Source organism: Nocardia bhagyanarayanae (assembly GCF_006716565.1).
GTDB classification, from domain to species: Bacteria; Actinomycetota; Actinomycetes; order Mycobacteriales; family Mycobacteriaceae; genus Nocardia; species Nocardia bhagyanarayanae.
Genome location: NZ_VFPG01000001.1, coordinates 4,846,784 through 4,869,167, shown reverse-complemented (window position 1 = coordinate 4,869,167; position 22,384 = coordinate 4,846,784). Strand labels below are relative to the sequence as shown.

At 67.9% G+C, this 22,384-nt stretch carries 23 protein-coding genes; 7 read left to right on the top strand and 16 right to left on the bottom strand.

Translation table 11 applies throughout. The annotated features are described in order from the left end of the window. Positions 1-28 precede the first annotated feature (28 nt). From FB390_RS21010 to FB390_RS20975, 8 genes are all read right to left on the bottom strand, one after another. Positions 29-1,105 (bottom strand): LLM class flavin-dependent oxidoreductase, encoded by a 1,077-nt coding sequence (locus FB390_RS21010; protein WP_141810468.1) that lies wholly within the window; start codon positions 1,103-1,105, stop codon positions 29-31. Between the two features lie 32 nt (positions 1,106-1,137). Beyond that, positions 1,138-1,524 carry a RidA family protein gene (locus tag FB390_RS21005; RefSeq protein WP_141810467.1) on the bottom strand — a complete coding sequence of 129 codons (387 nt, stop codon included), beginning with the start codon at positions 1,522-1,524 and terminating at the stop codon, positions 1,138-1,140. 28 nt (positions 1,525-1,552) lie between these two features. Further along, positions 1,553-2,725, bottom strand: a complete 1,173-nt coding sequence (locus FB390_RS21000; RefSeq protein ID WP_141810466.1) for an LLM class flavin-dependent oxidoreductase — start codon at positions 2,723-2,725, stop codon at positions 1,553-1,555. Between the two features lie 351 nt (positions 2,726-3,076). Beyond that, complete coding sequence (locus FB390_RS20995; protein WP_141810465.1) at positions 3,077-3,592, bottom strand: NADPH-dependent FMN reductase; 516 nt, start codon at positions 3,590-3,592, stop codon at positions 3,077-3,079. Beyond that, complete coding sequence (locus FB390_RS20990) at positions 3,589-4,074, bottom strand: flavin reductase family protein (RefSeq protein ID WP_141810464.1); 486 nt, start codon at positions 4,072-4,074, stop codon at positions 3,589-3,591. The genes FB390_RS20995 and FB390_RS20990 overlap by 4 nt, the downstream gene beginning before the upstream one ends. Further along, positions 4,071-4,871: an enoyl-CoA hydratase-related protein gene (locus tag FB390_RS20985; RefSeq protein WP_141810463.1), complete on the bottom strand. Its 801-nt coding sequence runs from the start codon at positions 4,869-4,871 to the stop codon at positions 4,071-4,073. Before FB390_RS20985 ends, FB390_RS20990 begins: the two co-directional genes overlap by 4 nt. A gap of 5 nt (positions 4,872-4,876) precedes the next feature. Further along, a complete protein-coding gene (locus FB390_RS20980) occupies positions 4,877-5,272 on the bottom strand; it encodes a RidA family protein (RefSeq protein ID WP_141810462.1) in 396 nt (131 codons plus the stop codon). A 30-nt stretch (positions 5,273-5,302) separates the two neighbouring features. Continuing rightward, entirely contained in the window at positions 5,303-6,151 is an 849-nt protein-coding gene (locus FB390_RS20975) for an amidohydrolase family protein (RefSeq protein WP_141810461.1), read from the bottom strand. A 340-nt stretch (positions 6,152-6,491) separates the two neighbouring features. Here FB390_RS20975 and FB390_RS20970 point away from each other — a divergent pair, with 340 nt between their 5' ends. After that, positions 6,492-6,959, top strand: coding sequence for a hypothetical protein (locus FB390_RS20970; RefSeq protein WP_141810460.1), 468 nt, complete (start codon positions 6,492-6,494; stop codon positions 6,957-6,959). A 38-nt stretch (positions 6,960-6,997) separates the two neighbouring features. Here FB390_RS20970 and FB390_RS20965 read toward each other — a convergent pair whose 3' ends face one another. The 3 genes from FB390_RS20965 to FB390_RS20955 form a co-directional block, all read right to left on the bottom strand. Further along, entirely contained in the window at positions 6,998-9,340 is a 2,343-nt protein-coding gene (locus tag FB390_RS20965; protein WP_141810459.1) for a LuxR C-terminal-related transcriptional regulator, read from the bottom strand. A 54-nt stretch (positions 9,341-9,394) separates the two neighbouring features. After that, a complete protein-coding gene (locus FB390_RS20960) occupies positions 9,395-10,201 on the bottom strand; it encodes a TetR/AcrR family transcriptional regulator (protein ID WP_246124138.1) in 807 nt (268 codons plus the stop codon). A 201-nt stretch (positions 10,202-10,402) separates the two neighbouring features. Then, positions 10,403-11,758: an MFS transporter gene (locus FB390_RS20955; RefSeq protein ID WP_141810458.1), complete on the bottom strand. Its 1,356-nt coding sequence runs from the start codon at positions 11,756-11,758 to the stop codon at positions 10,403-10,405. A 240-nt stretch (positions 11,759-11,998) separates the two neighbouring features. Here FB390_RS20955 and FB390_RS20950 point away from each other — a divergent pair, with 240 nt between their 5' ends. The 6 genes from FB390_RS20950 to FB390_RS20925 are packed head-to-tail and all read left to right on the top strand — an operon-like array spanning position 11,999 to position 17,763. Beyond that, complete coding sequence (locus tag FB390_RS20950; protein WP_141810457.1) at positions 11,999-12,451, top strand: MaoC/PaaZ C-terminal domain-containing protein; 453 nt, start codon at positions 11,999-12,001, stop codon at positions 12,449-12,451. 8 nt (positions 12,452-12,459) lie between these two features. Then, positions 12,460-12,897 (top strand): hypothetical protein, encoded by a 438-nt coding sequence (locus tag FB390_RS20945; RefSeq protein WP_141810456.1) that lies wholly within the window; start codon positions 12,460-12,462, stop codon positions 12,895-12,897. Beyond that, positions 12,894-13,616, top strand: coding sequence for an SDR family oxidoreductase (locus FB390_RS20940; RefSeq protein WP_141810455.1), 723 nt, complete (start codon positions 12,894-12,896; stop codon positions 13,614-13,616). The genes FB390_RS20945 and FB390_RS20940 overlap by 4 nt, the downstream gene beginning before the upstream one ends. Further along, the gene (locus FB390_RS20935; protein WP_141810454.1) at positions 13,613-14,761 is read left to right on the top strand and encodes an acyl-CoA dehydrogenase family protein; all 1,149 of its coding nucleotides are present in this window, start codon (positions 13,613-13,615) and stop codon (positions 14,759-14,761) included. The genes FB390_RS20940 and FB390_RS20935 overlap by 4 nt, the downstream gene beginning before the upstream one ends. Further along, the gene (locus tag FB390_RS20930; RefSeq protein WP_141810453.1) at positions 14,761-15,786 is read left to right on the top strand and encodes an acyl-CoA dehydrogenase family protein; all 1,026 of its coding nucleotides are present in this window, start codon (positions 14,761-14,763) and stop codon (positions 15,784-15,786) included. Before FB390_RS20935 ends, FB390_RS20930 begins: the two co-directional genes overlap by 1 nt. A 39-nt stretch (positions 15,787-15,825) precedes the next feature. Then, positions 15,826-17,763, top strand: a complete 1,938-nt coding sequence (locus tag FB390_RS20925; RefSeq protein ID WP_141810452.1) for a flavin-containing monooxygenase — start codon at positions 15,826-15,828, stop codon at positions 17,761-17,763. A 67-nt stretch (positions 17,764-17,830) separates the two neighbouring features. Here FB390_RS20925 and FB390_RS20920 read toward each other — a convergent pair whose 3' ends face one another. From FB390_RS20920 to FB390_RS20900, 5 genes are read right to left on the bottom strand one after another with little or no spacing between them, the layout of a single operon-like run. Next, the gene (locus tag FB390_RS20920; RefSeq protein ID WP_141810451.1) at positions 17,831-18,985 is read right to left on the bottom strand and encodes a CaiB/BaiF CoA transferase family protein; all 1,155 of its coding nucleotides are present in this window, start codon (positions 18,983-18,985) and stop codon (positions 17,831-17,833) included. Next, entirely contained in the window at positions 18,978-20,150 is a 1,173-nt protein-coding gene (locus FB390_RS20915; protein ID WP_141810450.1) for a CaiB/BaiF CoA transferase family protein, read from the bottom strand. The genes FB390_RS20920 and FB390_RS20915 overlap by 8 nt, the downstream gene beginning before the upstream one ends. A 51-nt stretch (positions 20,151-20,201) precedes the next feature. Beyond that, positions 20,202-20,624 carry a Zn-ribbon domain-containing OB-fold protein gene (locus tag FB390_RS20910; RefSeq protein WP_141810449.1) on the bottom strand — a complete coding sequence of 141 codons (423 nt, stop codon included), beginning with the start codon at positions 20,622-20,624 and terminating at the stop codon, positions 20,202-20,204. A gap of 18 nt (positions 20,625-20,642) precedes the next feature. Further along, a complete protein-coding gene (locus FB390_RS20905; RefSeq protein WP_141810448.1) occupies positions 20,643-21,848 on the bottom strand; it encodes a thiolase family protein in 1,206 nt (401 codons plus the stop codon). Between the two features lie 4 nt (positions 21,849-21,852). Then, the gene (locus FB390_RS20900) at positions 21,853-22,356 is read right to left on the bottom strand and encodes a MaoC family dehydratase (protein ID WP_141810447.1); all 504 of its coding nucleotides are present in this window, start codon (positions 22,354-22,356) and stop codon (positions 21,853-21,855) included. Positions 22,357-22,384: the final 28 nt, after the last annotated feature.

The following is a 22,384-nucleotide window of genomic DNA, read 5'->3' as shown; positions in this document are numbered from 1 at the left end:
CGGGCGCGCGGCGGCCGGGCGGCTCGGGTCAGACGGAGACGGACGCGGCGGTGAAGTTCTTCATCAGCGGGAACACTTCGCTGCCCATGCGTTCGATGTCCTCGACGTAGTCGGGGAAGATCAGCATGTATCCGGCGACGCCGTCGATCTCGGCCCATTCGTCGAGCTGGCGGGCGATGCTCGCCGGCGATCCGGTGATGAAGTCGGTGGACATCTGCACCGCGCCCTTACGGTCCATGCTGGCCAGAATCTCGGAGGTGCCGCCCTGCGCGGTGTCGGTCACCGCACCACTGACCATGTACTCGATCGCGGCCAGGTCGGCGTGGTCGACGTAGTTCTGCAGCTTGGCCTCGGCCTCCTCGTCGGTGTCACCGATGACGACGCCCAGCGCCACGTACGGCTTGATCGTGCGGCCCGCTTCCTCCATCTGCGCGCCGAACCGGTCGACGACCTCCCTGAGCGCTTCCTGTCCGCCCCACGCGAGGCGGAAGGAGTAGTCCGCGTACTTGGTGGTGAACTTGATCGCGTCGTCGGAGGCGCCGGCGCACACGATGTTCATGTGGTGCTGCGGCTTCGGCCCCATCCGCAGGTCCTCGTACTGGAAGTACTCACCCTGGAAGTTGGTGACGCCGTTCTCCCACAGCTCGCGCACCACCTGGCAGTACTCACCCGCGTACCGCCACCGGTAGTTGTTGTACTCGTAGCCCGGCCACACCTTCAGCACCTCGAGCTCGCGCGGATGCCAGCCGCCCGGCACGATGTTCAGCGAGAAACGGCCGTCGCTGATGGAGTCGATGGTCATCGCCATCCTGGCCGCGATGGCGGGGTGGATGGCGAGGATGTTGACCGAACCGATGAGCTTCATCGAGGTCGTATCCCGCGCCAGTGCCGCCATCTGGGTCATCGACTCGAGCGCGTCGTCCCAGAAGCCCGTGGTGCCGCCGTGTCCGCGCAGACACGACAGCGACAGCGCGAACGAGAAACCGTTCCGCTCACCGGTTTGCACGATCTCACGCATGTGGTCGTAGGTCGGCGAGTACTGCGGTGCGGTCTCGGACATGATGTAGCCGTTGCGCGCGCTCGGGATGAAGATGCCGAATTCCATGGTGTCCCTGTCTTTTCTCTGGTGGACGGTGATTACCGGGGCCGGACGGCGATCGCGTCGATCTCCACCCGGCAGTCGCCCGCGATGCCGACGACGAAGGTCGTGCGAGCGGGGAACGGTCCTGGTGCGAAGACCTCGGTGTAGGCCTCCCAGAACTCCTTGCGGTAGGAGTCGTCGCTGAGGTAGCAGGTCGTCTTGACCACGTCGCGCAGGCTGCAGCCCGCCGCCGCGAGCAGGCCCTCGATCTCGGCCAGCGCGATCTTGGTCTCGTTGGCGATGGTGTCGGCCTCCGGCTTGCGGCTCAGCGTCTCCAGGTCCAGTGCCATGCCTCCCGCGAAGACGTAGTCCTTGGTCGCGACGCCGGGGGTCATGCCGTAGCGGGGATAGAGCAGGTCTCCGGGGTTCAGATACTCGGTCATGTAGTCTCTCTTCTCTTTTCGGGTGGGATCAGCCCGCCACGCGCAGCGACGCGTCGAGCTTGCGCAGGTGCGGCATCACCTCGGCGGCGAACAGTTCCAGTGAGCGATCCACGTCGGCAGCCGCGATGCCGGGCGCGCCCATCTGCAGCAGCCAGTGCTGGATGCCGTGCGTCTCGGTCAGCCGGGTCATCCGCTCGGTGACGCTCTCGGGCGAGCCGATCATCAGGTGGTCGCGTTCCATCAGCAGGTCCCACGGGTCCATTTCGCGGTAGCGGGGGTCGGCCGGGTCCTCGTCGGCGTCGAGCCACACGCCGATACCGCGGACGCGGCAGAGGAATTCGAAGAATTCGACGATCGCCGGTTCGGCGACCCGTCGGGCCTCGGCGTCGGTCTCGGCGATGCAGCACAGTCGCAGTACGCCGCAGCCCTCACCCAGCGCCGGCATGGTGCCGGTGGTCGCGGCCACCTCGTCGCGGTAATTCTCGAAGAGTTTGGTGAGCACCTTCCCGGTCGGATACCAGGTGATCGGCCGCAAGTTCTTGCGAGCCGCGCCGAGGAAGCCCTCCATCGACTCGGTCACCGCGAACAGCGGCGGGGTGGGCTGCTGCAAAGGCCTGGGAGTCATGCCGAAGGCGACGAGGTTGCCGTCTTCGCCCACCCAGCCCTCCGGCATGGGTGCGCCGGGCGAGTGGATGAACTTCGTGCCCGGCTCGGGGAAGGTGTACCGCTTGCCCTTCCAGCTGAACAGGTCCTCGGTCCAGATCTTGCGGACGATCGCCAGGTTCTCGTCGAAGATCTCCCTGCTGGTGTCCGATCCGTTCCAGCGATTCGCGGCCGGGTTGAGGTTCATGACCTCGATGGGCAGGATGCCGCGCCCGAACGCCACGTCGAGCCTGCCGCCGCTGAAGTGGTCGAGCAGGGCCAGGTCCTCGGCGACACGCAACGGGTGCCACAGCGTGAGCGAGACGGCGGCCATCCCGAAACGCAGTCGCTCGGTGCGCGCGGCCAGGTCCGTGGCGAGCATGATCGGGTTGGGGCTGGCGTCGGTGCCGTCGACATCGAAGTGGTGCTCCCCCAGCCAGATCCGGTCGAAGCCGAGACGATCGGCCAGCTGGGTGTGCCTGCGGGTTTCGAGCATCACGTCGTGCCAGGACTGTTCGCCCGAGCGGTTGGTGAGTGCGTACAGAAGATCCAATTCCATGGTTACTCCGAGGTGATCCGGGATGTGCCCCATCGGACGCGGTATTCGACCGGGTGTGGGTGGGGCGTGCACGAGGACGGAAGGGGAAGGTCGCCGATGCTCGTCGCCGAGTGGCAACCGTCACACCAGACTCCACGGGGCCGCACCGCCGCACGACCGCGCAATTACGTATTCCTTACGTATTCCCGGACATACGTAGTGAATACGGCCGGAAAGCACGAAAACGGCCGGACTCGCCATGTGGCGAGTCCGGCCGTTCCCGACGAACCGACAGCGGCTCCGTCGCGCATCGGGCAGGGCGGGGCCGCAGCAGACTGTCTGTGAAGTGCTGCCGCTCAGTCGTTTTCGTTCTCAGGCGTCGATACGGACCGCCCGCAGCGCGACAACCGCGCCTGTCAGCCAGCCGGCCACGACTTCCGGCAGCCGATCGATGTCGGCCTCCAGGACGTAGAGCCCGCGAGTCGGGACGACCGCCCCGAGCTCGACCAGCAGTGGACGCAGATGGACCTCCACCGCCATCGCATGGCCGAGCGCCCCGCCGACCATCACCGGGACAGCGACTACACCGTCCAGCGCGGGCGGACCGTAACGGTCGAAGAACGCTTTCAGCAGGCCGGTGTAGGTGGCCTTGTAGGTCGGTGAGGCGACGACGAGCACGTCAACCTCGCTCAGTGTCGCCATATCGGTGCGCACGTCCGCGTCGCCGAGGTCGAGCACGGCCGGGCCGTGGCTCGCCAATTCGACTACAGGACCGATTTTTCCGCCGATCGCCGCCGCGAGCTGTTCGGCGACCTCCACCGCGACCTTCGTGGTGCGCGATCCCGGGCGCGGGTTGCCGACGACGACACCGACCACCGGGGCCGTCACGCGCCCACCGCCGTGAAGAAGGCCCGGCGCGCGTACGCCAGGGCATGGTTGTCACCGGCCTGGCCCTCGACGACCGCGCCGACGACGATCACGTGATCGCCCGCCTCGACGAACCGCTCGACCCGGCACACGGCGTATGCCGCGCAATGCTCGTCGAGGATCGGGCCACCGATCGAGGCGGCGGGCGCCGACCAGGCGTGGCTGTCGAACTTCGAATCGGACTTCACCGCGAAGTCCAGCGCGACATGCTCGCGGCCCGCGGCGATGTAGTTGACGGTGAACGCTTCGCTCGACCGCACCGCGCCCAAGGTGTTGGAGCCGAGATCCAGGCACGCCAGCAGGAGCGGTGGATCCAGCGACACCGAGCACACCGCCGACACGGTGAGTCCTTGTGGGCGGCCGTCCGCACCGGTCGCGGTGACGATCGTCGCCGGACCCGGCGCGCACGCCATGATCTTCTTGAACTGCTCCTGGTCGATCATTTCGTCTCCTCGGTCGCGGCGCGCGTGCTGCGGCCCGCCGCCCGGATTCCTTCCCGCACCCCCGGGTGATACGAACTCGCCGCTTGCGCCCACGATTCGAAGCCGAGCGTGGCCTCGAACGAACCGGTTGCCGCGGTGGTGACCGCCCGCTTGATGTCGCGGGACAGCGCGGGCTCCAAGGCGGCGACCGACGCCGCGAATGTCAGCGCTTCGGCCCGCGCGTCCGGCGCGAACACGTCGGCGAGGCCACGCGCGAAGGCCTCCTCGCCGCCGAGGGTGGCCCCGAGCAGCAGCGTGTGCAGCGCTCGTCCCGTCCCGAGTCGTTCGGTCAGGAACCACGTGCACCCGCCGCCGGGATGCAGACCGATCCGGGCGAAGGTCGCGCCGAATTTCGCTGCGGGACCGGCGATGACGACGTCGCAGGCGAGGGCGAAGTTCAGGCCCGCCCCGATGGCGTGGCCCTGCACCGCGGCGACCGTCGGATACGGCAGGGCGCGCAACCAGAGAAAGCTGTCGTAGTAGGACAGCTGTCGCTCGCGGATCTGGGCGGGCGTCGCGCCCTCGACATCGAACAGCGCGATCAAGTCCGCACCGGCGCAGAACGAGGTTCCCGTTCCGGTCACCACGAGGGCGCGCGCGTCCTTGTCGTTCGCCAATAGTGTTGCGGCGACCAGCAATTCCTCCCGCATCGCGGGGCCGATGGCATTGCGCTTTCCCGGATCGTCCAGTTCGAGCACCCGCACGCCGTCGTCGCGGCATTCGAGCCGGATCTTCTGGAATTCGGGCGTCGAGGTCATGGCGCTCACCGCGCTTCCGCACGCACGGCGACCGCTTCGATCTGCACCCGCAGATCCGAGGCGATGCCGAGGACGAAGGTCGAGCGCGCGGGGTACGGGCCCGCGCCGAACGCGCTTTTGTACGCTTCGATGAATTCGCCGCGGTGCGCGTCGTCGCGCAGATAGCAGGTGGTCTTGACGATGTCGCCGAGACCGAGTCCCGCATCGGCGAGAATGGTGGCGATATTGTCCAGGCAGACGCGGGTCTCGTCCGCGATCGTCGTCGCGTCCGCTCGGCGTTTCATCGTCGCCGGGTCCATCGCCAGTCCTGCGGCGTAGACGAACGTCTCGGTGGCGGTACCGGACGAGAGGCCAGCGGGGGTGTAGTCGCCGATCTCGGGTGGGTTCAAGTACTCGATCATGTTGGTCTCCTTCGTGAGAGCAGGGTGGCGCTACTTGCGCAGGATCAGGTCGAACGGACGGTTGTAGAGGATGTCCTCGACGACTTCGCGCGGGATGGGCAGCGGCATCTCGAGGTCCGCGATGGCCAGGAACTGGTCGGCGGCCTCGCGCGGATCGAACGACGGGAAGTCCGAGCCGAACACGAGCCGGTCGGTGACGTGGCCTTCGACGGCCAGGCGCAGCCCGTTGTACAACTGCCAGGTCTTCACCGGCAGGGTCGAGACATCGGCGAAGACGTTGCGGTTCTTCATCATCAGCTCAACCGTCTCGTTCATCCACGGCTTGCCGAAGTGAGCGACGAGAATGTTGGTGTCGCGGAATTCGCGGGCGACCTTGTCGAGCAGCGTCGGGTACGCGTATTCGTTGCAGCCATCGGGCGCGAACACGCTTGCCTGGTGGAACATCAGGAAGATGCCGAGGTCCGCGGCCGCGCGGTACACCGCGTAGGCCTCCTCGCAGTGCGGGTGGAACCCTTGATACGGGGGCGACAGCTTGACACCGTGCAGCCCGTATTCGGTGACGGCGCGGCGCAATTCGGCCGCGGCATCGGGCTGAGTGGGATCGACGCTACCCACGCCGATCGCGTGATCACGGTTGGTGTCGAGGTATTCGCCGACATAGTCGTTGGGGACTTTCATGCCGATTCTGGCCACCTGCAAGCCGAGAACCAGAAATCGCCCGACCCCGGACGCGGCCATCACCCTGGAGTGTTCGCCGAGATCGGCGGCGCCGAATCCGGGTCGGCCGACGAGCTCGGTGCCGCGATCGGTCCATACCGGGCCCAGATGCTCGGGCAGATAGACGTGGGTATGCCAGTCGGTGAACGCGTGCTCGGGCATCAGCGCGACTCCTGTCGCGAATAGGGGTCGACTCTCACGATTTCCTCCAAGTCTCGAAATCGGCCGCCACCGAACGCGTGACGTTCCGACTAGTTGGTACCTTGCGGTGATTCAGACCACTTGTCAAGGGGCGAAATCAGTCATTCGGTCGGCAGATCACAAATTCCGACCAGGCGGTATTGGCTTACTGTCTTGGTCTTTCGCGAAGCGTATCCCCGGCGCCGGGCGGCGATCGCCGGATTCGTACCGAGATACGTACGATTACGGATGGCGCCGCTCCGGTGCGCGCCGAAGATCTTCTGGTACCAGCGCTGACCCGCCTGTACCAGGAGTGATCGCCATGACGACAGTGCCCGCCGTTACCCTGCTATCCGTCGACGAAGGCACCGAACCCGCGTTCCGTCGCACCGGCGACGTCCCGGTCGGGGGGTATCCGTATCTGCTCGACGCCGACAACTTGCGCGACGCCGCGGTGCTGGCAAGCAGGTGCGACGATGAGGATGGTCTGGCTCCGATCCCGATTCTGCGCATCGACACGACCCGCCAGGCCGCGATCGAGCCGGTCCCGGAATCGGCGCGGCCGACCGAGATCGCGTTTCCCGCCTCGGCGCGCCTGCTCGCGGGATTGATCGCGGACGCGGTTCGGGTCGGCGTCGCCACGGGCGCGCTCATCAGAACGGAGGATCGGGCCGGCAACGGGCGGCTGCTCGACGATGTCGCCGAGCACCTGCGCCGAGCCGGATTCGTCGTCGGGTTCGAGGTCGAGGGCTGGCGGCTGTACGACCAGGCCCTGGTGCGGGCGTCTTGACCCGACTCCCGCTCCGACCCAAGGGAGTACGCGTCGCGTCAGCTCTCGTCGCGGGTGTCGGCCACCCAGGCGGCGATCTGCGTGCGGTTGCCGAGACCGAGCTTGGACATGATGTGGTCGACGTGTTTTTCCACGGTGCGCACCGAGATCACGAGTGTGGAGGCGATCTCGCGATTGGTCAGGCCACGGGCGACCAACAGGCTGATCTCCTGCTCCCGCCTCGTCAGCGTCTCCTGCGCCGGGCCTGTCTCCTCGCGCCGTCGCGACGGCGCGGCCACGGCCTGCACCGCCGCGCCGTCGAGCGCGAGCGTGACCGCGGCGTCGGTGGACAGGCTCGCACCCGCCGAATACGCACTGCGGAAACGACTTTCGCTGGCTCGGCGCCGCATCGTATCCTCGCCTTGGAGATGGAAGGCCCACAACCGCGGAATGCTGTCGAGTGCCATCCCCACTTTGCGCAACATCGCGTCCGCCGCGCCGAGCAGGCGGGCGGCTCGTTCGGCGTCACCCTCGGTGGCCACGATCCACGACATCGCCTCCAGGCACACCGCGATCCCGAGCTGATCGTCCAATTGCCGCTTGAGTTCCAGGGTTTCGCGCTCCAGCTGCGCCGCCGTCACCACGTCGCCCTGCCGCAGCTTCTCGATACCGAACGCCCACAGCGAGAACGAACGCCACCACGACTCGCCGATGCGTGTGGTGGTCTCGTAACACCGGCGGTGCCAGGCCGCCGCGCGTTCGCCCTCACCGGCCAGGCTGAGCGCGAGCCCGACCTCGAACATCGAATGAACCTCGGCGGTGCGGTGCCCGAGCCCCGCGAACCGCTCAACCGCCTCCTCGAGCCGCTCGACGGCCACCGCCAGATCGCCGCGGAACAGCGCGAGCAGCCCCCCGGTCTGGTCGACGAATGCGGACAGCAACGGATCACCCGTCGCCGACGCGATGCCGGCGGCCTCCTCGAGCAGCCGCGGGACCACATCGTGGTCGCCCTGCAGGATGGCCAGCCAGGCGTTGAGCCGAAGGACCCGCCCGCGCTCGACCGTCGGCTCCTGTCCTGCGGACGCGAGACGGTCCAGCCACTGCCTGGCCTCGGCCAGGAAACCCCGTGCGAGCCAATAGTTCTCGATCGAGTAGGCCAGCCGCATGCCCGCAGCCGGGTCCGCGGTGAGGCTGGAGTTCAGCGCAGCCCGCAGGTTCGCGTGCTCCCAGCGCAGGCGTTCGAGCCACTCCATCTGCCGTGGCCCCGGCCAATCCGCGTCGGCGCGCTCGGCGAGCGCGACGTACCAGCGGCGGTGACGGCCGTCGAGTTCGGCCTGCGCCTCGGGGTCGAGCCGGTCCGCGCCGTACTGGCGAATCGTCTCCAGCATCTGGTAGCGCGGTTCCCTGGCTTCCATCACACGGGTCAGGATCGATTTGTCCACCAGCCCCGCGACCAGGTCGAGCACTTCGTCGCGGTCGATCGCACCACCGGCCCCGACGGCCTCGGCGGCATCGAGCCCGAATCCGCCGGTGAACACCGACAACCGGCTCCAGAGCAGACGCTCGGCGGGTGAGCAGAGGTCGAAAGTCCAGTCGATGCAGGCCCGTAGAGTCTGGTGCCGGGCCGGGGCGGTGCGGCTGCCCTGAGTGAGCAGCCGGTATCGGTCACCCATGCGCGCCGACAGCTCGGAGAGCGGCAGGACCCGCAGCCGGACCGCGGCCAGCTCGATCGCCAGCGGGATCCCGTCCAGCAGACGGCACAGCTCGACCACCTGCGGCTGGGTGCTCGCGTTCAGCGTGAACCCGGGAACCACGCTCGCCGCGCGATCGACGAACAGGCTCACGGCCTCGCTCTCCGCTGCCGCGGCGCTGCGCTGCCACCCGTTGTCGGTTTCCGGTACCGACAGCGGCGGTACCGGGACCACCGCCTCACCGTCGATGTTGAGTGCCTGCCTGCTGGTGGCGAGGACGCGCAGTCGCGGACACGAGCGCAGCAGGGCGGCGGCCAGCTCCGCGGCGGCTTCGACCAGGTGCTCGCAGTTGTCGAGCACGATCAGCATCTGGCGGTCGCCGAGGTATTCGACGAGGGTGTCGAGTTGCCAGCGCGCGGAGGTTTCCCGGATTCCCACCGCCGCGTTGACCGTGTGCCCGAGCAGCGCCGGGTCCTGCAGGTCGGCCAGGGCGACTATCCGGACCCCCTCGTCGAAAGCCCGCGACACGTCCCTGGCCAGCTGAAGCGCCAATCGCGTCTTGCCGACGCCGCCGGGGCCGGTCAGTGTCAGCAGGCGGGCGCGCTCGAAGGACTGCCGCGCGGCCGCCAGCTCGCGACGGCGGCCGATGAAACGAGTGAGATCCACCGGAAGCTCACCCGCCGCCGCACCGCCGTCATCTGGAACAGTCACCACCACGCCGGCCTCCGCTATCTCGGATCGGCTACTCGGGCCGCCGCGCGAGCGTCATCGCGCATCGACATCATCGGTCTCGATCAGCCCTTTCAGCAGGATCTCCGCGTAGATATTGCCGATTTCCCGCGGGGATACCGGCCCGTCCAGGTCGAGCCACACGTGAGTCCACGCGCCCATGCCGATGATGCCGAAGGCCACCAGCCGGGCGGGGGCGAGCTTGCGGAAGACACCTTCGTTCATGCCACGCTCGATCACGTCGACGAAGTACTGCTCGAACTCGTCGCGCTTCTGCTGGATCTCGCTGAACACCGCACCCGACAGGAATCGCCGCTCCTGCAGGAAAACGGTGATCTCCGACTTGTAGAGCGACATCGGTTCCAGCAGGGCCTCGGCGATCAACCGCCGGAGGGTCTGGGCGGTGGACTGTCCGGTGTCGGCGAGGACGTGCCGGGCGCGGCCGAGCTGGTAGTTGATGAACTCGTCGTGCACCCGGCGCAGCAGATCTTCCTTGCTTTCGAAATGGTGGTAGAAGGCGCCTTTGGTCAGTTCGGCGCCCTCGACGATGCTTTGCACCGACGTCGCGGCGTAGCCGTTCTGCTCGAACAAGCGCACCGCGCTCTCGAGCAGCGCCCGGCGGGCGCCTTCGGGGTCGCGAACCCGGCGTCCGTCGGTTCGCGCGGTGCTCGCGGTGGTGGTGTTCGCTACCGCCTCGACGAGGCTCTGCACCTCGGCGGCGTCGTAGCCCTTCTCCTCGAACAGCCGCCGCGCGCTCTCGAGCAACGCCTGATGATCGCGCTCCGACGGCCTGCGCTTGCGCGTACCCTGCCTGACACCGGTGGACTTCGCTTCTCTGGCCACAACGCCTCTCTTCTCACGCCGGACCACGATGTTCCGACGCTACCCTGTATACCAACGGGTTGGTAGGTCCAACGACCTTCCCCGCACCCGAGGGGCTAGGCACCCCGCCGTCCAGCCACAATTCCGCGTCGTCCCGATGTTCACACCACACCGGTCGGTACGCACAGTAGCAAACCGGGCTTATCGACGGGGCGAAACCGATCAGTCGCCGACTCCGTACAGGTCCGCCCGCCGCGTCTCCCCCAGCGCCCACACGCATCCGGCGCTCACCAGGCAGAACGCCGCGATCATCGCCGACACCGCGAGAATCCCCGGGCCACCCGGTGCGACGAAGGTGGCCGCGAGCAGCGGTCCGAGCCCGCCGCCGATCACCCCGGAGAACTGGTAGGCCAGGGACACGCCGGTGTAGCGCGACGAGGTCGGGAACAACTCCGCGAGCAGGGCACCCACCGGGCCGAGCACCGCGGCGTTGAGCAGCGTCAGACCGATCACGTAGGCGGCCAGGACGAGCGGGAACGATCCCGACGTCACCAGGGGGACGACGGTGAAGGCGTGCACGACGGTGAACAGGGTGGCCGTGATGTACACCGGCCTGCGACCCACCCGATCCGACAGAGCGGCGAACAGCGGGATCGTCACCAGCATGCCGGCCGTGGCGATCATGAGGGCGTTGAGCATCAGATGCCGCGGCACGCCGTACCGCGTCGTGGCATAGGTGACCAGGAACGAGGTCGCCGTCGCGTAGGCCATGAAAGGCCCGGCGTACACCCCGATCCCGAGCAGGACCCGCAGCGGCCGCCTGCGAAGCAGGGCGACCAGCGGAGCGGGCCCGCCCTTGCCCGCCGCGGACCGCTGCTGCGCCAGCATCACCGGGCTCTCGACGATCGAAAGCCGCACGTACATACCGATTCCCAGCAGCACGATGGTCGCGAGGAACGGCAGCCGCCAGCCCCAGGACAGGAACTGCTCCTCGCTGAGCCCGCCGAGCGCGGCATAGGCCGCGAAGGACAGCAGCAACCCGACCGCGGACCCGGTTTGGGTGGCGCTGCCGAACAGGCCGCGGGACTCTGTGCGCGCATGTTCCACCGACATCAGGACCGCCCCCGCCCACTCGCCACCGACGGCGATGCCCTGCACGATCCGGAACGCGACGAGCAGGCACGGCGCGAGCACGCCGATCCGGTCCGGCGTCGGCACCACCCCGATGGCCGCGGTCGCGACACCCATCAGCGTGAGTGTCCAGATCAGGGTGGACTTGCGGCCGACGCGGTCCCCGAAGTACCCGAACACGATGCCCCCCAGGGGCCGGGCCACATACCCGATCGCGAGCGTGCCGAAGGAGGCGATCACCCCGACGGCCGGACTGGCACCCGCGAAGAACACGGGACCGAAGACCAGGCTGGCCGCGGTGGCGTAGATCAGGAAGTCGTAGTACTCGATCGCGCTGCCGACGGCGCTCGCGAAGTAGACGCGGCCGCGCTGGCGGGCCCCGTTCTCGCCGACGGGCGCGGTCGCCACGGGGTCGACCGGTTGGTGATCGGTGGGCAAGGTGTCCATCTGCTGCTCCAGGACTCGAGTGCGGATACCCGTCGGCGCATTACCACCGTTCGACAGAAGAGCGAATTCGAAGTGTCATGTTCCGACTAGTTGGTACCTTGAGTCCAACTACCCGCCTTGTCAAGCGCGTGAGCTGGGAAATATCGATATTGACGTTCCGACTAGACGGTATTAAGTTGCGTTCCGTGGCGCGGAGCAACAAGCCGCGCTCATCCCTTCGGCATCTTCGAAAGGTTCTCCATGACCGGAATGTGGTTCGACGACGCCGAGCTCGGCATGCGATTCGACACCGCGCGGCGCACCGTCACCGAGGCCGACGTCGTCAACTTCTGCGGTGTCTCCGGCGACTTCCACACGCTGCACACCGACGCGGAAGCCATGCGCGACAGCCACTTCGGCGAGCGGATCGCGCACGGTGCGCTGATCCTGTCGATGGTCACCGGCTTGCGGGGGCGGCTGAACATCTTCGGCGACTCGCTGCTGGCGTTCGCGGAGATCCGCGGCTGGCGTTTCCTCCGTCCCGTCCTGATCGGCGACACCATCCGCGCCGCCAACGAGATCGTCGAGTTGCGACCCACCTCCAAGACCGACCGCGGGGTGATGGTGCAGCGCGTCGAGGTCTACAACCAGCACGACGTGCTGGTGCAGGAAGGCGAGATGGTCTCCCTGCTGAAGCGGGCGGTGCCGGCATGAGGGCCAGGGTGAGCGATACCAATCTCGCCGCAGCGCTTGCGGAATATCTTGGTGCCCCGAGTTTTTCGGCCACCGGACTGGTCTTCGAGGCGCGCACCGGATTGTCCTCCTGGGCCCAGGCCGAGGACGAACTCGCCGAGGCTTTCGAGCTCACCCGCGCCGCCGTCCTGGCCGGCGGCCCGGTCGTGTACGTCGTGCGGGCCGACGCGATCCTCGGTCGCGGCGCGCCCTTGGACGCGGCGGTGGCCACCGGCCTGCTCGGCGGCGCCCGCGCACTGGCGTTCGAGCGCAAGAAGACGAACTGCTACGTGAACGTCCTCGCTGTCGGCGACGACGTCGAACCGAGGACTGTCGCCGAGTCGATCGCGCTACTGATTGCCACCGGTGGCGCCAACGGCCAGATCTTCCCGCTCGGCACCGAGCATCTGGGAGCGGCGCTGCCATGACCATCGCACTCGTCACCGGCGCCGCCCGCGGCATCGGCGCCGCCATCGCCCACCGGCTCGCCGCCGCCGGGCATCGCCTCGTCCTCGTCGATCTGAATCCGGCGGTGCGCGACAGCGCCGCGGCCATGGACGCGGTGGCCGTCGAGGCCGACATCGCCACCGCACCGGGTCGCGCGGCCATCCGTGACGCCGTCCACGCAGCCGGTGAACCGCTCGGCGTCCTGGTCAACAACGCCGGAATCACCCGCGACGCGCTCGTCGCCGACCTGACCGAGGACATGTTCCGGCAGGTCACCCGGATCAACCTGGGCGCGACCTACGAACTGACCAGCGCGCTCGCCGCCGACATGGCCGACGACGGCGCGGTGGTGAACATCGGCTCACGGGCGCACCTCGGCAATGTCGGGCAGTTCAACTACGCCATGTCCAAAGCCGGAATCGTCGGTCTCACCAGGTCTCTCGCACTCGCCTACGCCCCGCGGTTGCGGGTCAACGCGGTCGCTCCCGGTTTCATCGCCACCGACATGACCGACGCGATGCCCGTCCGCGTCCGCGAGCGCATCGTGTCGCGCGTTCCGCTGCGCAAGCCGGGACGGCCCGAGGACATCGCGGGCGCGGTCGCCTGGCTCGCCTCCCCCGAAGCGCGCTACGTGACCGGCCAGCTCGTCTACTGCTGCGGCGGGCGCAGCTACGGGACGACGGAAGGAACAGCCACATGACCATCCCCCGACTGGTTCCCGCGGTCACCGAGAATCCGCACGCCACCGACGGCTTGCGCGCCGAGGTCCGCGCCTTCCTCGCCGAACACCGCGCGAAGGGCGCCCTCGATGCCGCGATCGACACCTGGTTGACCGGCTGGGACGAGGACTTCACCCGCGCGCTGGCCGCCCGAGGCTGGCTCGGCATGACCGTGCCGACCGAATACGGCGGCCACGGGCGCAGTTTCGTCGAACGGTTCGCCGTCACCGAGGAGCTGCTGGCCGCGGGCGCGCCGGTGGCCGCCCACTGGACCGCCGACCGGCAGATCGTTCCCTCCTTGCTGAAATACGGGAGCGAAATCCAGAAGCGCAAATTCCTGCCCGCGATCGCCAGGGGCGAGTGCTTCTTCGCCATCGGCATGAGCGAGCCCGATTCCGGCTCGGATCTGGCCAGCGTCGCGACGAAAGCTGTTCGGGTGGAAGGCGGTTGGTCGATCACCGGAGCGAAGGTGTGGACCTCCGGCGCGCACCGGGCCGACGCGTTCATCTGCCTGGCCCGCACGGCACCGGTCGATCCCGCCCACCGGCACGATGGACTGAGCCAATTCCTCGTCGATCTGCGCGCGCCCGGTGTCGACATCCGGCCGATCATCTCGATGAGCCGCGCGCACCATTTCAACGAGGTGGTGCTCGACGAGGTGTTCGTCGCCGACGACATGGTCTTCGGCACCATCGGAAACGGTTGGCAGCAGGTCACTTCCGAGCTCGGCTTCGAACGCAGCGGGCCGGAGCGCTTCCTGTCGACCTTCGCGTTGCTTGCCGAAACCGCCGAACACATGGGCTCGGGTGCGGTGACCCGCCACACCGACCTGGGCCGCCTGACCGCCCGGGTCGCGGCGTTGCATCAGATGTCGAGCGCCGTCGCCGGGGCGCTCGAACGCGAAGAACCCGCCGCCGACACCGCCGCCGCGGTGGTCAAGGTACTCGGGACCACCACCGAAGGCGATATCGCCGATTTCGCCGATCTGCTGACCGATGCCGATTCGCCCGCGCCCTACCGCGCACTCACCGACGACGCGGTCCGCCAACGCCCCGGTTTCACCCTCCGCGGCGGCACCAACGAAGTTCTGCGCGGCGTCATCGCGCGGGGATTGGGGATGCGCTGATGAACGCCACGACCGCGGTCGACCGCGACCTCTCCGACATGATGTCGGCGGTGTTCGCCCGATACCGCGAACAGCACCCACCGGAAAAGGTCGCCACCTGGGACGACGGACTGTGGTCCGCACTCACCGACCTCGGCCTGACCCGGCTGACCGGCAGCGAGGCGACCGGGGGCAGCGGTGCGGGATGGACCGAGGCCGCGGAACTGTTGCGCGCCGCGGCGACGCACGGCGTGCGGGTTCCCCTCGCCGAGCACGACCTGCTCGCCTGCCGGCTGCTCGACGACGCGGGCCTGCCCGTCGACGAAGAGCGCCGCACCGTGTGCGTTCTCGATCGCACCGGCACCGCCCGCGGTGTGCCGTGGGCCGAGGAAGCCGACCGAGTCGTGACCGTGTGGCGGGCCGACGGGAATTACCTGGTGGCCGACGTCGCCACCGCCGAATTGCGGATCACCGGAGGCGTCAACACCGCGGGCGAACCGCGCGACACCGTGACCGCGGACCTGGCCCAGCTGACCGGTATCGCGGTGCCGGACACCGCGATCGAGCAACTGTGGCTGCGCGGCGCGCTGGCCCGCGGACTGCAGGTGTGCGCGGCACTGGACCGCATTCTCGAACTGTCGGTCACGCACGCGAGCGAACGCGTCCAGTTCGGTCGCCCGCTCGCGAAATTCCAGGCCGTGCAAACCCTCGTCGCCGACATCGCCGCGCAGGCGTCGCTGGCCAGGGCCGCGACCGAGGCCGCCCTTGCGGCGGCCATCCGCACCGACTGGCGCGGTCCAGAACTGGATTTCCTTGTCGCGGTGGCTCGTTCGTGCGCCGGTCACGCCGCCTCGGTGGTGGTGCGCAATGCCCATCAGGTGCACGGTGCGATGGGCACCACGCTCGAACATCGGCTGCACGAGTTCACCGGCGCCGCGCTCGCTTGGCGCTCGGAGTTCGGCTCGGTCGGCTTCTGGGACGACAAGCTCACCACCGCCGCGCTCGCGGCGGGCCGCGACGGACTCTGGCCACTGATCACCGCCTAACGGACCGCGGCACTCCACTCACCGACGAAGGACACTCCGATGACCGAACCGAACCCGCTCGACTTGGGCACCGAAGACCTCGACCGGCTCGCGCAGAAGCTCGCGTCCGGCAATATCCCGAGCCTGGTCGCGATGCTCTACCAGCTGACCGGCGACGACCGCTGGCTCGCCGACCCCTACCGGCCGCGGCGCGCGCCGCAGATCGACAACAACGACGACGGCGGACTCGCCCCAGACATCCGCGCCGAGATCTGCGCGGCAGCGGCCACCGCGCTGCGGGCGTGGTCGGCGGGACAGCCGCCCGCGGTGCCCGCGCCGACCGGAGATCTACTGCTGCGACTGATGTCGCTGGTCGCCGGTGAACCCGTGCACGCGGATTTCGAACCGATGATGGCCGACGAACTCGGCTTCCGCCCGCACGTACCGCGCAGGCCGACCGAGGTGAAACGGCCCATGCGCGTGGCGATCATCGGCGCCGGAATATCCGGCCTGCTCGCCGCCCGGGCGATGGATCTGGCCGGCGTCGAGCACGTGGTGTTCGAGAAGAACGGGGACGTCGGTGGCACCTGGCTGGAGAACCACTACCCCGGCTGCGGTGTGGATACGCCCAGTCAGCTGTACTCCTTCTCGTTCTATCAGCGCGACTGGTCCCAGCACTTCGGCAAGCGCGACGAGGTCGAGGGCTATCTGCGGGATATGGCGGCCGAGTGCGTCGACCGTTCGGTGATCCGATTCGGGCACGAGGTCACCGAGGCCGAGTGGGACGAGGTCGAACGGCTCTGGCAGTTGCGGGTCACCGAGCCCGGCGGCGACAGCGTCACCGTCGTCGCCGATGTGGTGATCACCGCGACCGGGCAGCTGAATCGGCCCAAGATGCCCGACGTGGCGGGCGCCGAGAACTTCGGTGGGCTGCTGTTCCATTCGGCGCGCTGGCCGGAAAACCTCGACCTGACCGGGCGGCGGGTCAGCGTTGTCGGATCGGGCGCCACCGCGATGCAGATCGTCCCGGCGATCGTCGGCGACGTCGAATCGCTGACGGTGTATCAACGTTCGCCGCACTGGATCGCACCGAGCAACGACTACTTCCGGGCGATCGACAGCGACGTCCACTGGCTCAACCGGCACCTGCCGTTCTACCGCCGATGGAACCGCTTCCGGCTGGCCTGGACCTTCAACGACCGCGTGCACCCCTCACTGCACGTCGACCCCGAGTGGGACGGCGGCGGACACTCGATCAACCGGGTGAACGACCGGCATCGGCAGTACTTCACCCGCTACCTCACCGAACAGCTCGACGGTCGGCCCGACCTCATCGCCAAGACGCTGCCCGACTACCCGCCCTACGGGAAGCGGATGCTGCTGGACAACGGCTGGTTCGCCGCGCTGCGCGAACCGCACGTGGAGCTCGTGACCGACGGCGTCGCCGAGCTGACCGCTACGGGAGTGCTCGCCGCCGACGGCACCGAACGGCCGGCCGACATCGTCGTCATGGCAACAGGTTTCCAAGCGCGCCGCCCGCTGTACCCGATCACGGTACGTGGCCGCGACGGTCGCCTGCTGCACGAGATCTGGGGCGAGGAGGACGCGCGCGCCTACCTCGGCGTCACCGCGCCGGGGTTCCCCAATCTTTTCCTGACCTACGGCCCCAACAGCAATATCGGCCACGGCGGCAGCTTCATCACGATCGCGGAATGCCAGGTGCGCTATATCGCCGATCTGGTGTGCACCATGATCGAACGCGACCTGGCCACTGTCGAGTGCAAGCAGGAGGTGCACGACCGGTACAACCAGGAACTCGACGAGGCCCACGCCCGGATGATCTGGAGCTACGGCGGCATGCGCAGCTGGTATCGCAACGCCGCGGGGCGCGTGGTCACCAACATGCCCTGGCGGGTCGCCGACTATTGGCGCATGACGCATCGAGTCGAGCTAACCGACTTCCACACCGAGGGCGCGGTGGTCGAGGCTCGCCGCTGAGTGCGGTGACATGACGAAAGGGCTGGGCGGCAGTCCCCGCCCAGCCCCATTGTTTCGGTCACTGCAGTCAGCCGATCGCGCCCTGATCGCGCAGGGCGGTCAGCTCGGCCCGAGTGAACCCCCAGTCGCTCAGGACCTCGTCGGTGTGCTCACCGGGTTGGGCCGGAGGCCGCTGGATCGCACCGGGGGTGCGACTGAAACGCGGTGCGGGAGCGGGCTGGACCACTCCTTCGACATCGACGAAGGTGCCGCGTGCTAGGAGGTGCGCGTTTCGCGGTGCCTCGGTGAGCGAGAGCACCGGAGTCAGGCACGCCTCCTGCCCCTCTGCCAGAGCCCACCATTCGTCGCGGGTCCTGGTGCGGAACACGGCAGTGAACCTTTCGCGCATCGCGGGCCACTGCGATTTGTCGTGCTGGCCGGGCATCTCCGCTTCGTCGATGCCCATGATCCGTAGCAGATTACGCCAGAAGCGGGACTCGTTGGCGCCCACACTGATCCAGCGCCCATCGGCGGTTTCGTAGACGTTGTACCAAGGCGCGCCCGAGTCGAGCCGGTTCACGCCGCGCTCGTCGCTCCAATAGCCTGCGGCGAACAGCCCGTAGAACAGCGTCATGAGCGACGCCGAGCCGTCGACCATGGCGGCGTCGACCACCTGGCCCCGGCCGGACGTGCGACTCTCCAACAGCGCCGAGACCACTCCCAGCGCCAAATACAGTGACCCACCACCGAAGTCACCCGCGAGGTTGAGCGGAATAGCGGGCGGTTCACCCGCGCGGCCCACCGAATGCAGCACCCCGGTCAGCGAGATGTAGTTGAGGTCGTGACCAGGGTCGCGCGCGAGTGGCCCGTGCTGGCCCCAGCCGGTCATCCGGCCGTACACCAGGGCCGGATTCACAGCCATACATTCATCAGGGCCGAGGCCGAGTCTCTCCGCGACCCCGGGCCGAAACCCCTCGAGCACCACATGGGCCTCGCCGACGAGCCGCAACACCGCCTCGACCGCCGCCGGCTTCTTCAGATCGAACACCGCGCTGCGCCTGCCCCGGTTGAGCAGGTTGAACTTCGCGTCGATCGGTGCTCCGCCGTCGTAGCCCGGCGGGCGGTCCAACCGGATGACGTCAGCGCCCAGATCCGACAGCAGCATCGCGGCGAACGGAGTCGGTCCGACCCCACCCAGCTCGATGATGCGAATGCCCGTCAGCGGGCCACTGCCGCTAGCCATCGCTGTTGCCGTCGATGCCGCTTCGCTGCCAGAGAATGCCGCGCAACCCGTCGTCGCCGCCGCCGACGTCCTGAGCGGCAGGCAACGGGGGCGGTCGTTTGCCATCGAACGACAACGGCAGCCCGACGATCCCGATCTCGCCCTCGGCGGGGGCACCGATGATGCCGAGCGCCTTCGTTTGCTCGTGGGCGACCATTTCGGCGGTCGTCTGCACCGGTGCGACCGGAACACCGAAGTCCTGCAACCGTTTCTGCCAGTGATCACGCGAATGCTCCACGAGCCGATCGCCGATCAAGCGGTCGATCTCCGCCCGGTTGGCCAGACGGGCGGCGTTTGTGGCGAACCGGTCGTCACTCGCCCATTGGGGTCGGTCCAGCGCCTGGCTCAGGCGTGCGAACAGTCCGTCGTTGCCGCAGCTGATGATCAGATCACCGTCGGCGGCCGAGTAGGCGCGGTGGGGGACGATGAACGCGACCCCCGAGCCGTGTCGTTCGCCGGGCGCGCCGTCGGCGTTGTAGCCCGCGACGCCGATCGACATCCACGCGATCGCCGTTTCCAGCAGCGACGCGTTCACCGCGGCACCGTCCAGTTTGGATCGGCGCCGATGGAGTGCGGCGAGGATGCCGATCGCCGCCCACATTCCGGTGCCGAAGTCGATGATCGACACCCCCGCACGGACCGGTGGTCCGTCGTGTTCGCCGGTGATGCTCATGATTCCGGAGAATGCCTGCATCAGCGGGTCGTAGCCGGGCAGGCTGTTCATCGGCCCGGTGTGCCCGAACGCGCCGACCTCGCAGTGCACGAGCTCGGGTTTGGTCACCCGGAGGCTTTCGGCGTCCAGACCGTACTTCGCCGCGGAGCCGGGTCGCAGATTGTGCAGGAACACGTCGGCGCGTTCGGCGATCAACTGGTGCAGCAGCGCGAGCTGCTCGCGGTCCTTGATGTCGATCTTGATGGACCGTTTGCCGCGGTTGAGCGCGTGGAACGCCGCGCCGCTACCTTTCCACATGCTCGGACCCCATCCGCGCGACGAATCACCGGTCGGCCGTTCGACTTTCCACACCTCGGCGCCGAGTTCGGCGAGGATCTTGCCGGTGAACGGCGCCGAGGCGCTGTCACCGAGTTCGACCACGACGATTCCGGACAGCGGAAGTTCGTTCTGCATCGGCTACTCCTGCCTTGGTCGTGATCGGTCGTGTGCTGTCATGGCGCGCCACTACCCGGGGTTCGCGGCGGTGAAGACGGGGATGGTCTGGGCACCGCGTTCGACGAACCGGACGGTGACGTCCTGGTCGATCGCGATGGACTCGGGGCCGCCTTCGATCTGGGCGAAGAGCATGTAGCCCTCGGCCATCTGCACGAACCCGACGGTGTACGGCGTGATCGACGCCCACACCGGGGTCGGGCCACGCATCACCGTACTGAAGGAATAGACCGTGCCGCGCCCGGCAGACTCCGCCCAATTCAGTGCGGACGAGGCGCAATAGGGGCAGTACGAGTGCGCGGGCCAGACGGCTTCGGCACAGTCGGCACAGCGTTGAAAGGTCAGGCGCTGCTCGTCCAGCGCCGCCCAGTACGGTGCGGCATCGAGCAACCGGTACGGCTGTGGCCAGTCGTTGTGTGCGGTGGTCTCACTCATGATGTTCTCCGATTCCGCTCAGGCCGCCAGCACCAGGACACTGCCCGCCGCCAACATGCCGCCCGCACCTTGCACCAGCGCGGTCTCCGGCTTGCGGGTGGGTGCCAGCCCCAGCGGCTGCCCGCGCAGCTGGCGCACGGTCTCGATGAGGGTGTCCATGTTGCAGGAGATGCCGGGCTGGCCGAAGGACAGCCAGCCGCCGTTGGTGTCGGTCGGTAGGTCGCCATCGATGCCGGTGCGGCCCTCTCGATAGACGTCGATGCCCCGGCCCTTCTTCGCGAAGCCCAAGTCCTCCATGACGATCGGGCCCATGTGCGCGAAGTTCACCGACACCTGCACCATGTCGATATCGGAGGGGCCGAGTTCGGCCATCGCGTAGGCCTGCCGCGCCGCCTCGATGGTGGCGGTGTGGGTCAGGTTCGGCAGTGTGCCGAAGTCAGCGAACTTGCAGCCGCGCATGTTCATCCGGTCCGACAGGTACTCGTGGGTGGTGGCCGACCCGTACCCGTGCAGGTAGACCGGCTTCTGGTGGGGACGCACGTTGTCGGGAGCGGTGACGACCAGTGCGCCGCCGGTGCCGCCGCCCCAGGTGGAACACATCCACCGCCGCAACGGCGTCGCCACGTACGGCGAGTCGAGCACCGTGGCGATATCGATCTCGCCGTGCTTGGCCTTGGCCGCGTGCGGATGGTGGGCGCCCCACCGCTGATTGGCGACGGCGACCTCGGCGAGATCGGTTTCGGTGATGCCGAATTCGTGAAAATACCGGCGGGCGGCCTGGGCGTAGAGGGACGGGATCGTCGGTCCATATATCACTTCGAACTGCGGATCCGCGTCGGCCTCCGCGCCCATGGCGACCGCGTCGACGAACAACTCCGTCGCATCGCTCTGCAGACAGAGCACATACTCCGCCTTGCCCGCGGCGATCATCTGCGACGCCTGCGCGAGTGTGGCGGTGAGTCCGGCGCCGTGCAGGGTGAGTTCACTGGTGAACGTCAGCGGCATCTGCATGTGCGAGGCGAAGATATTGTTCCACTGCGAGCGCTTGTCGGCCCACGGCGAGCGACCGGTGAACAGGGCGTCCACCTGGTTCTTCGTGATCCCCGCGTCCGCGAGCGCCGCGACGGTGGCCTCGACGGCCAGTTGCAGCGGGTCCTTGCGATCGGCGCGGGTGGCATAGGCGTCGCCCATGCCGACGATCGCTGCGACGGGTTGTGCGGTCATGACCTCAGCCCCGCACCTTTTCGGTCGGCAGCGAGGCGCCGACGAGCGCGTCGAGGTCCTCGCGCTTGCGCAGCATCAGCAGGCTCCACTCGCTGCGCTGGACCACGTCGCCATGCTGGTTGAGCGCCTTCATCAGGAAGGTGATGACGCCGAACTTCTCGTCCTTGTCCTTCTTGGCGATCACCTCGGCGGTGACGTAGATGGTGTCGTTGATCAGCACCGGCTTCAGGTAGCGCAAGTTGTCGATGCCGTAGTTCGCCTGAATCGACGGGCCGAACTGGATCAGGCCGGTCATCAGGGAGTAGGTCAGCGAGCCCTGCACCAGGCGCTCACCGAAACGGGTCTGCGCGGCGTAGTGGACATTGGAGTGAATCTCGATCCAATTGCCGGTCAGCGCACAATAATTCACCACGTCGGCTTCGGTGATGGTGCGCCCGCCGGAGCGGAAGACAGTGCCGACCTCGATCTCGTCGAGCGGCATGTCGATGCGGTTGTCGATGGTGGCCATCGGAATTCTCCTGAGAGTGCTTGTGGGG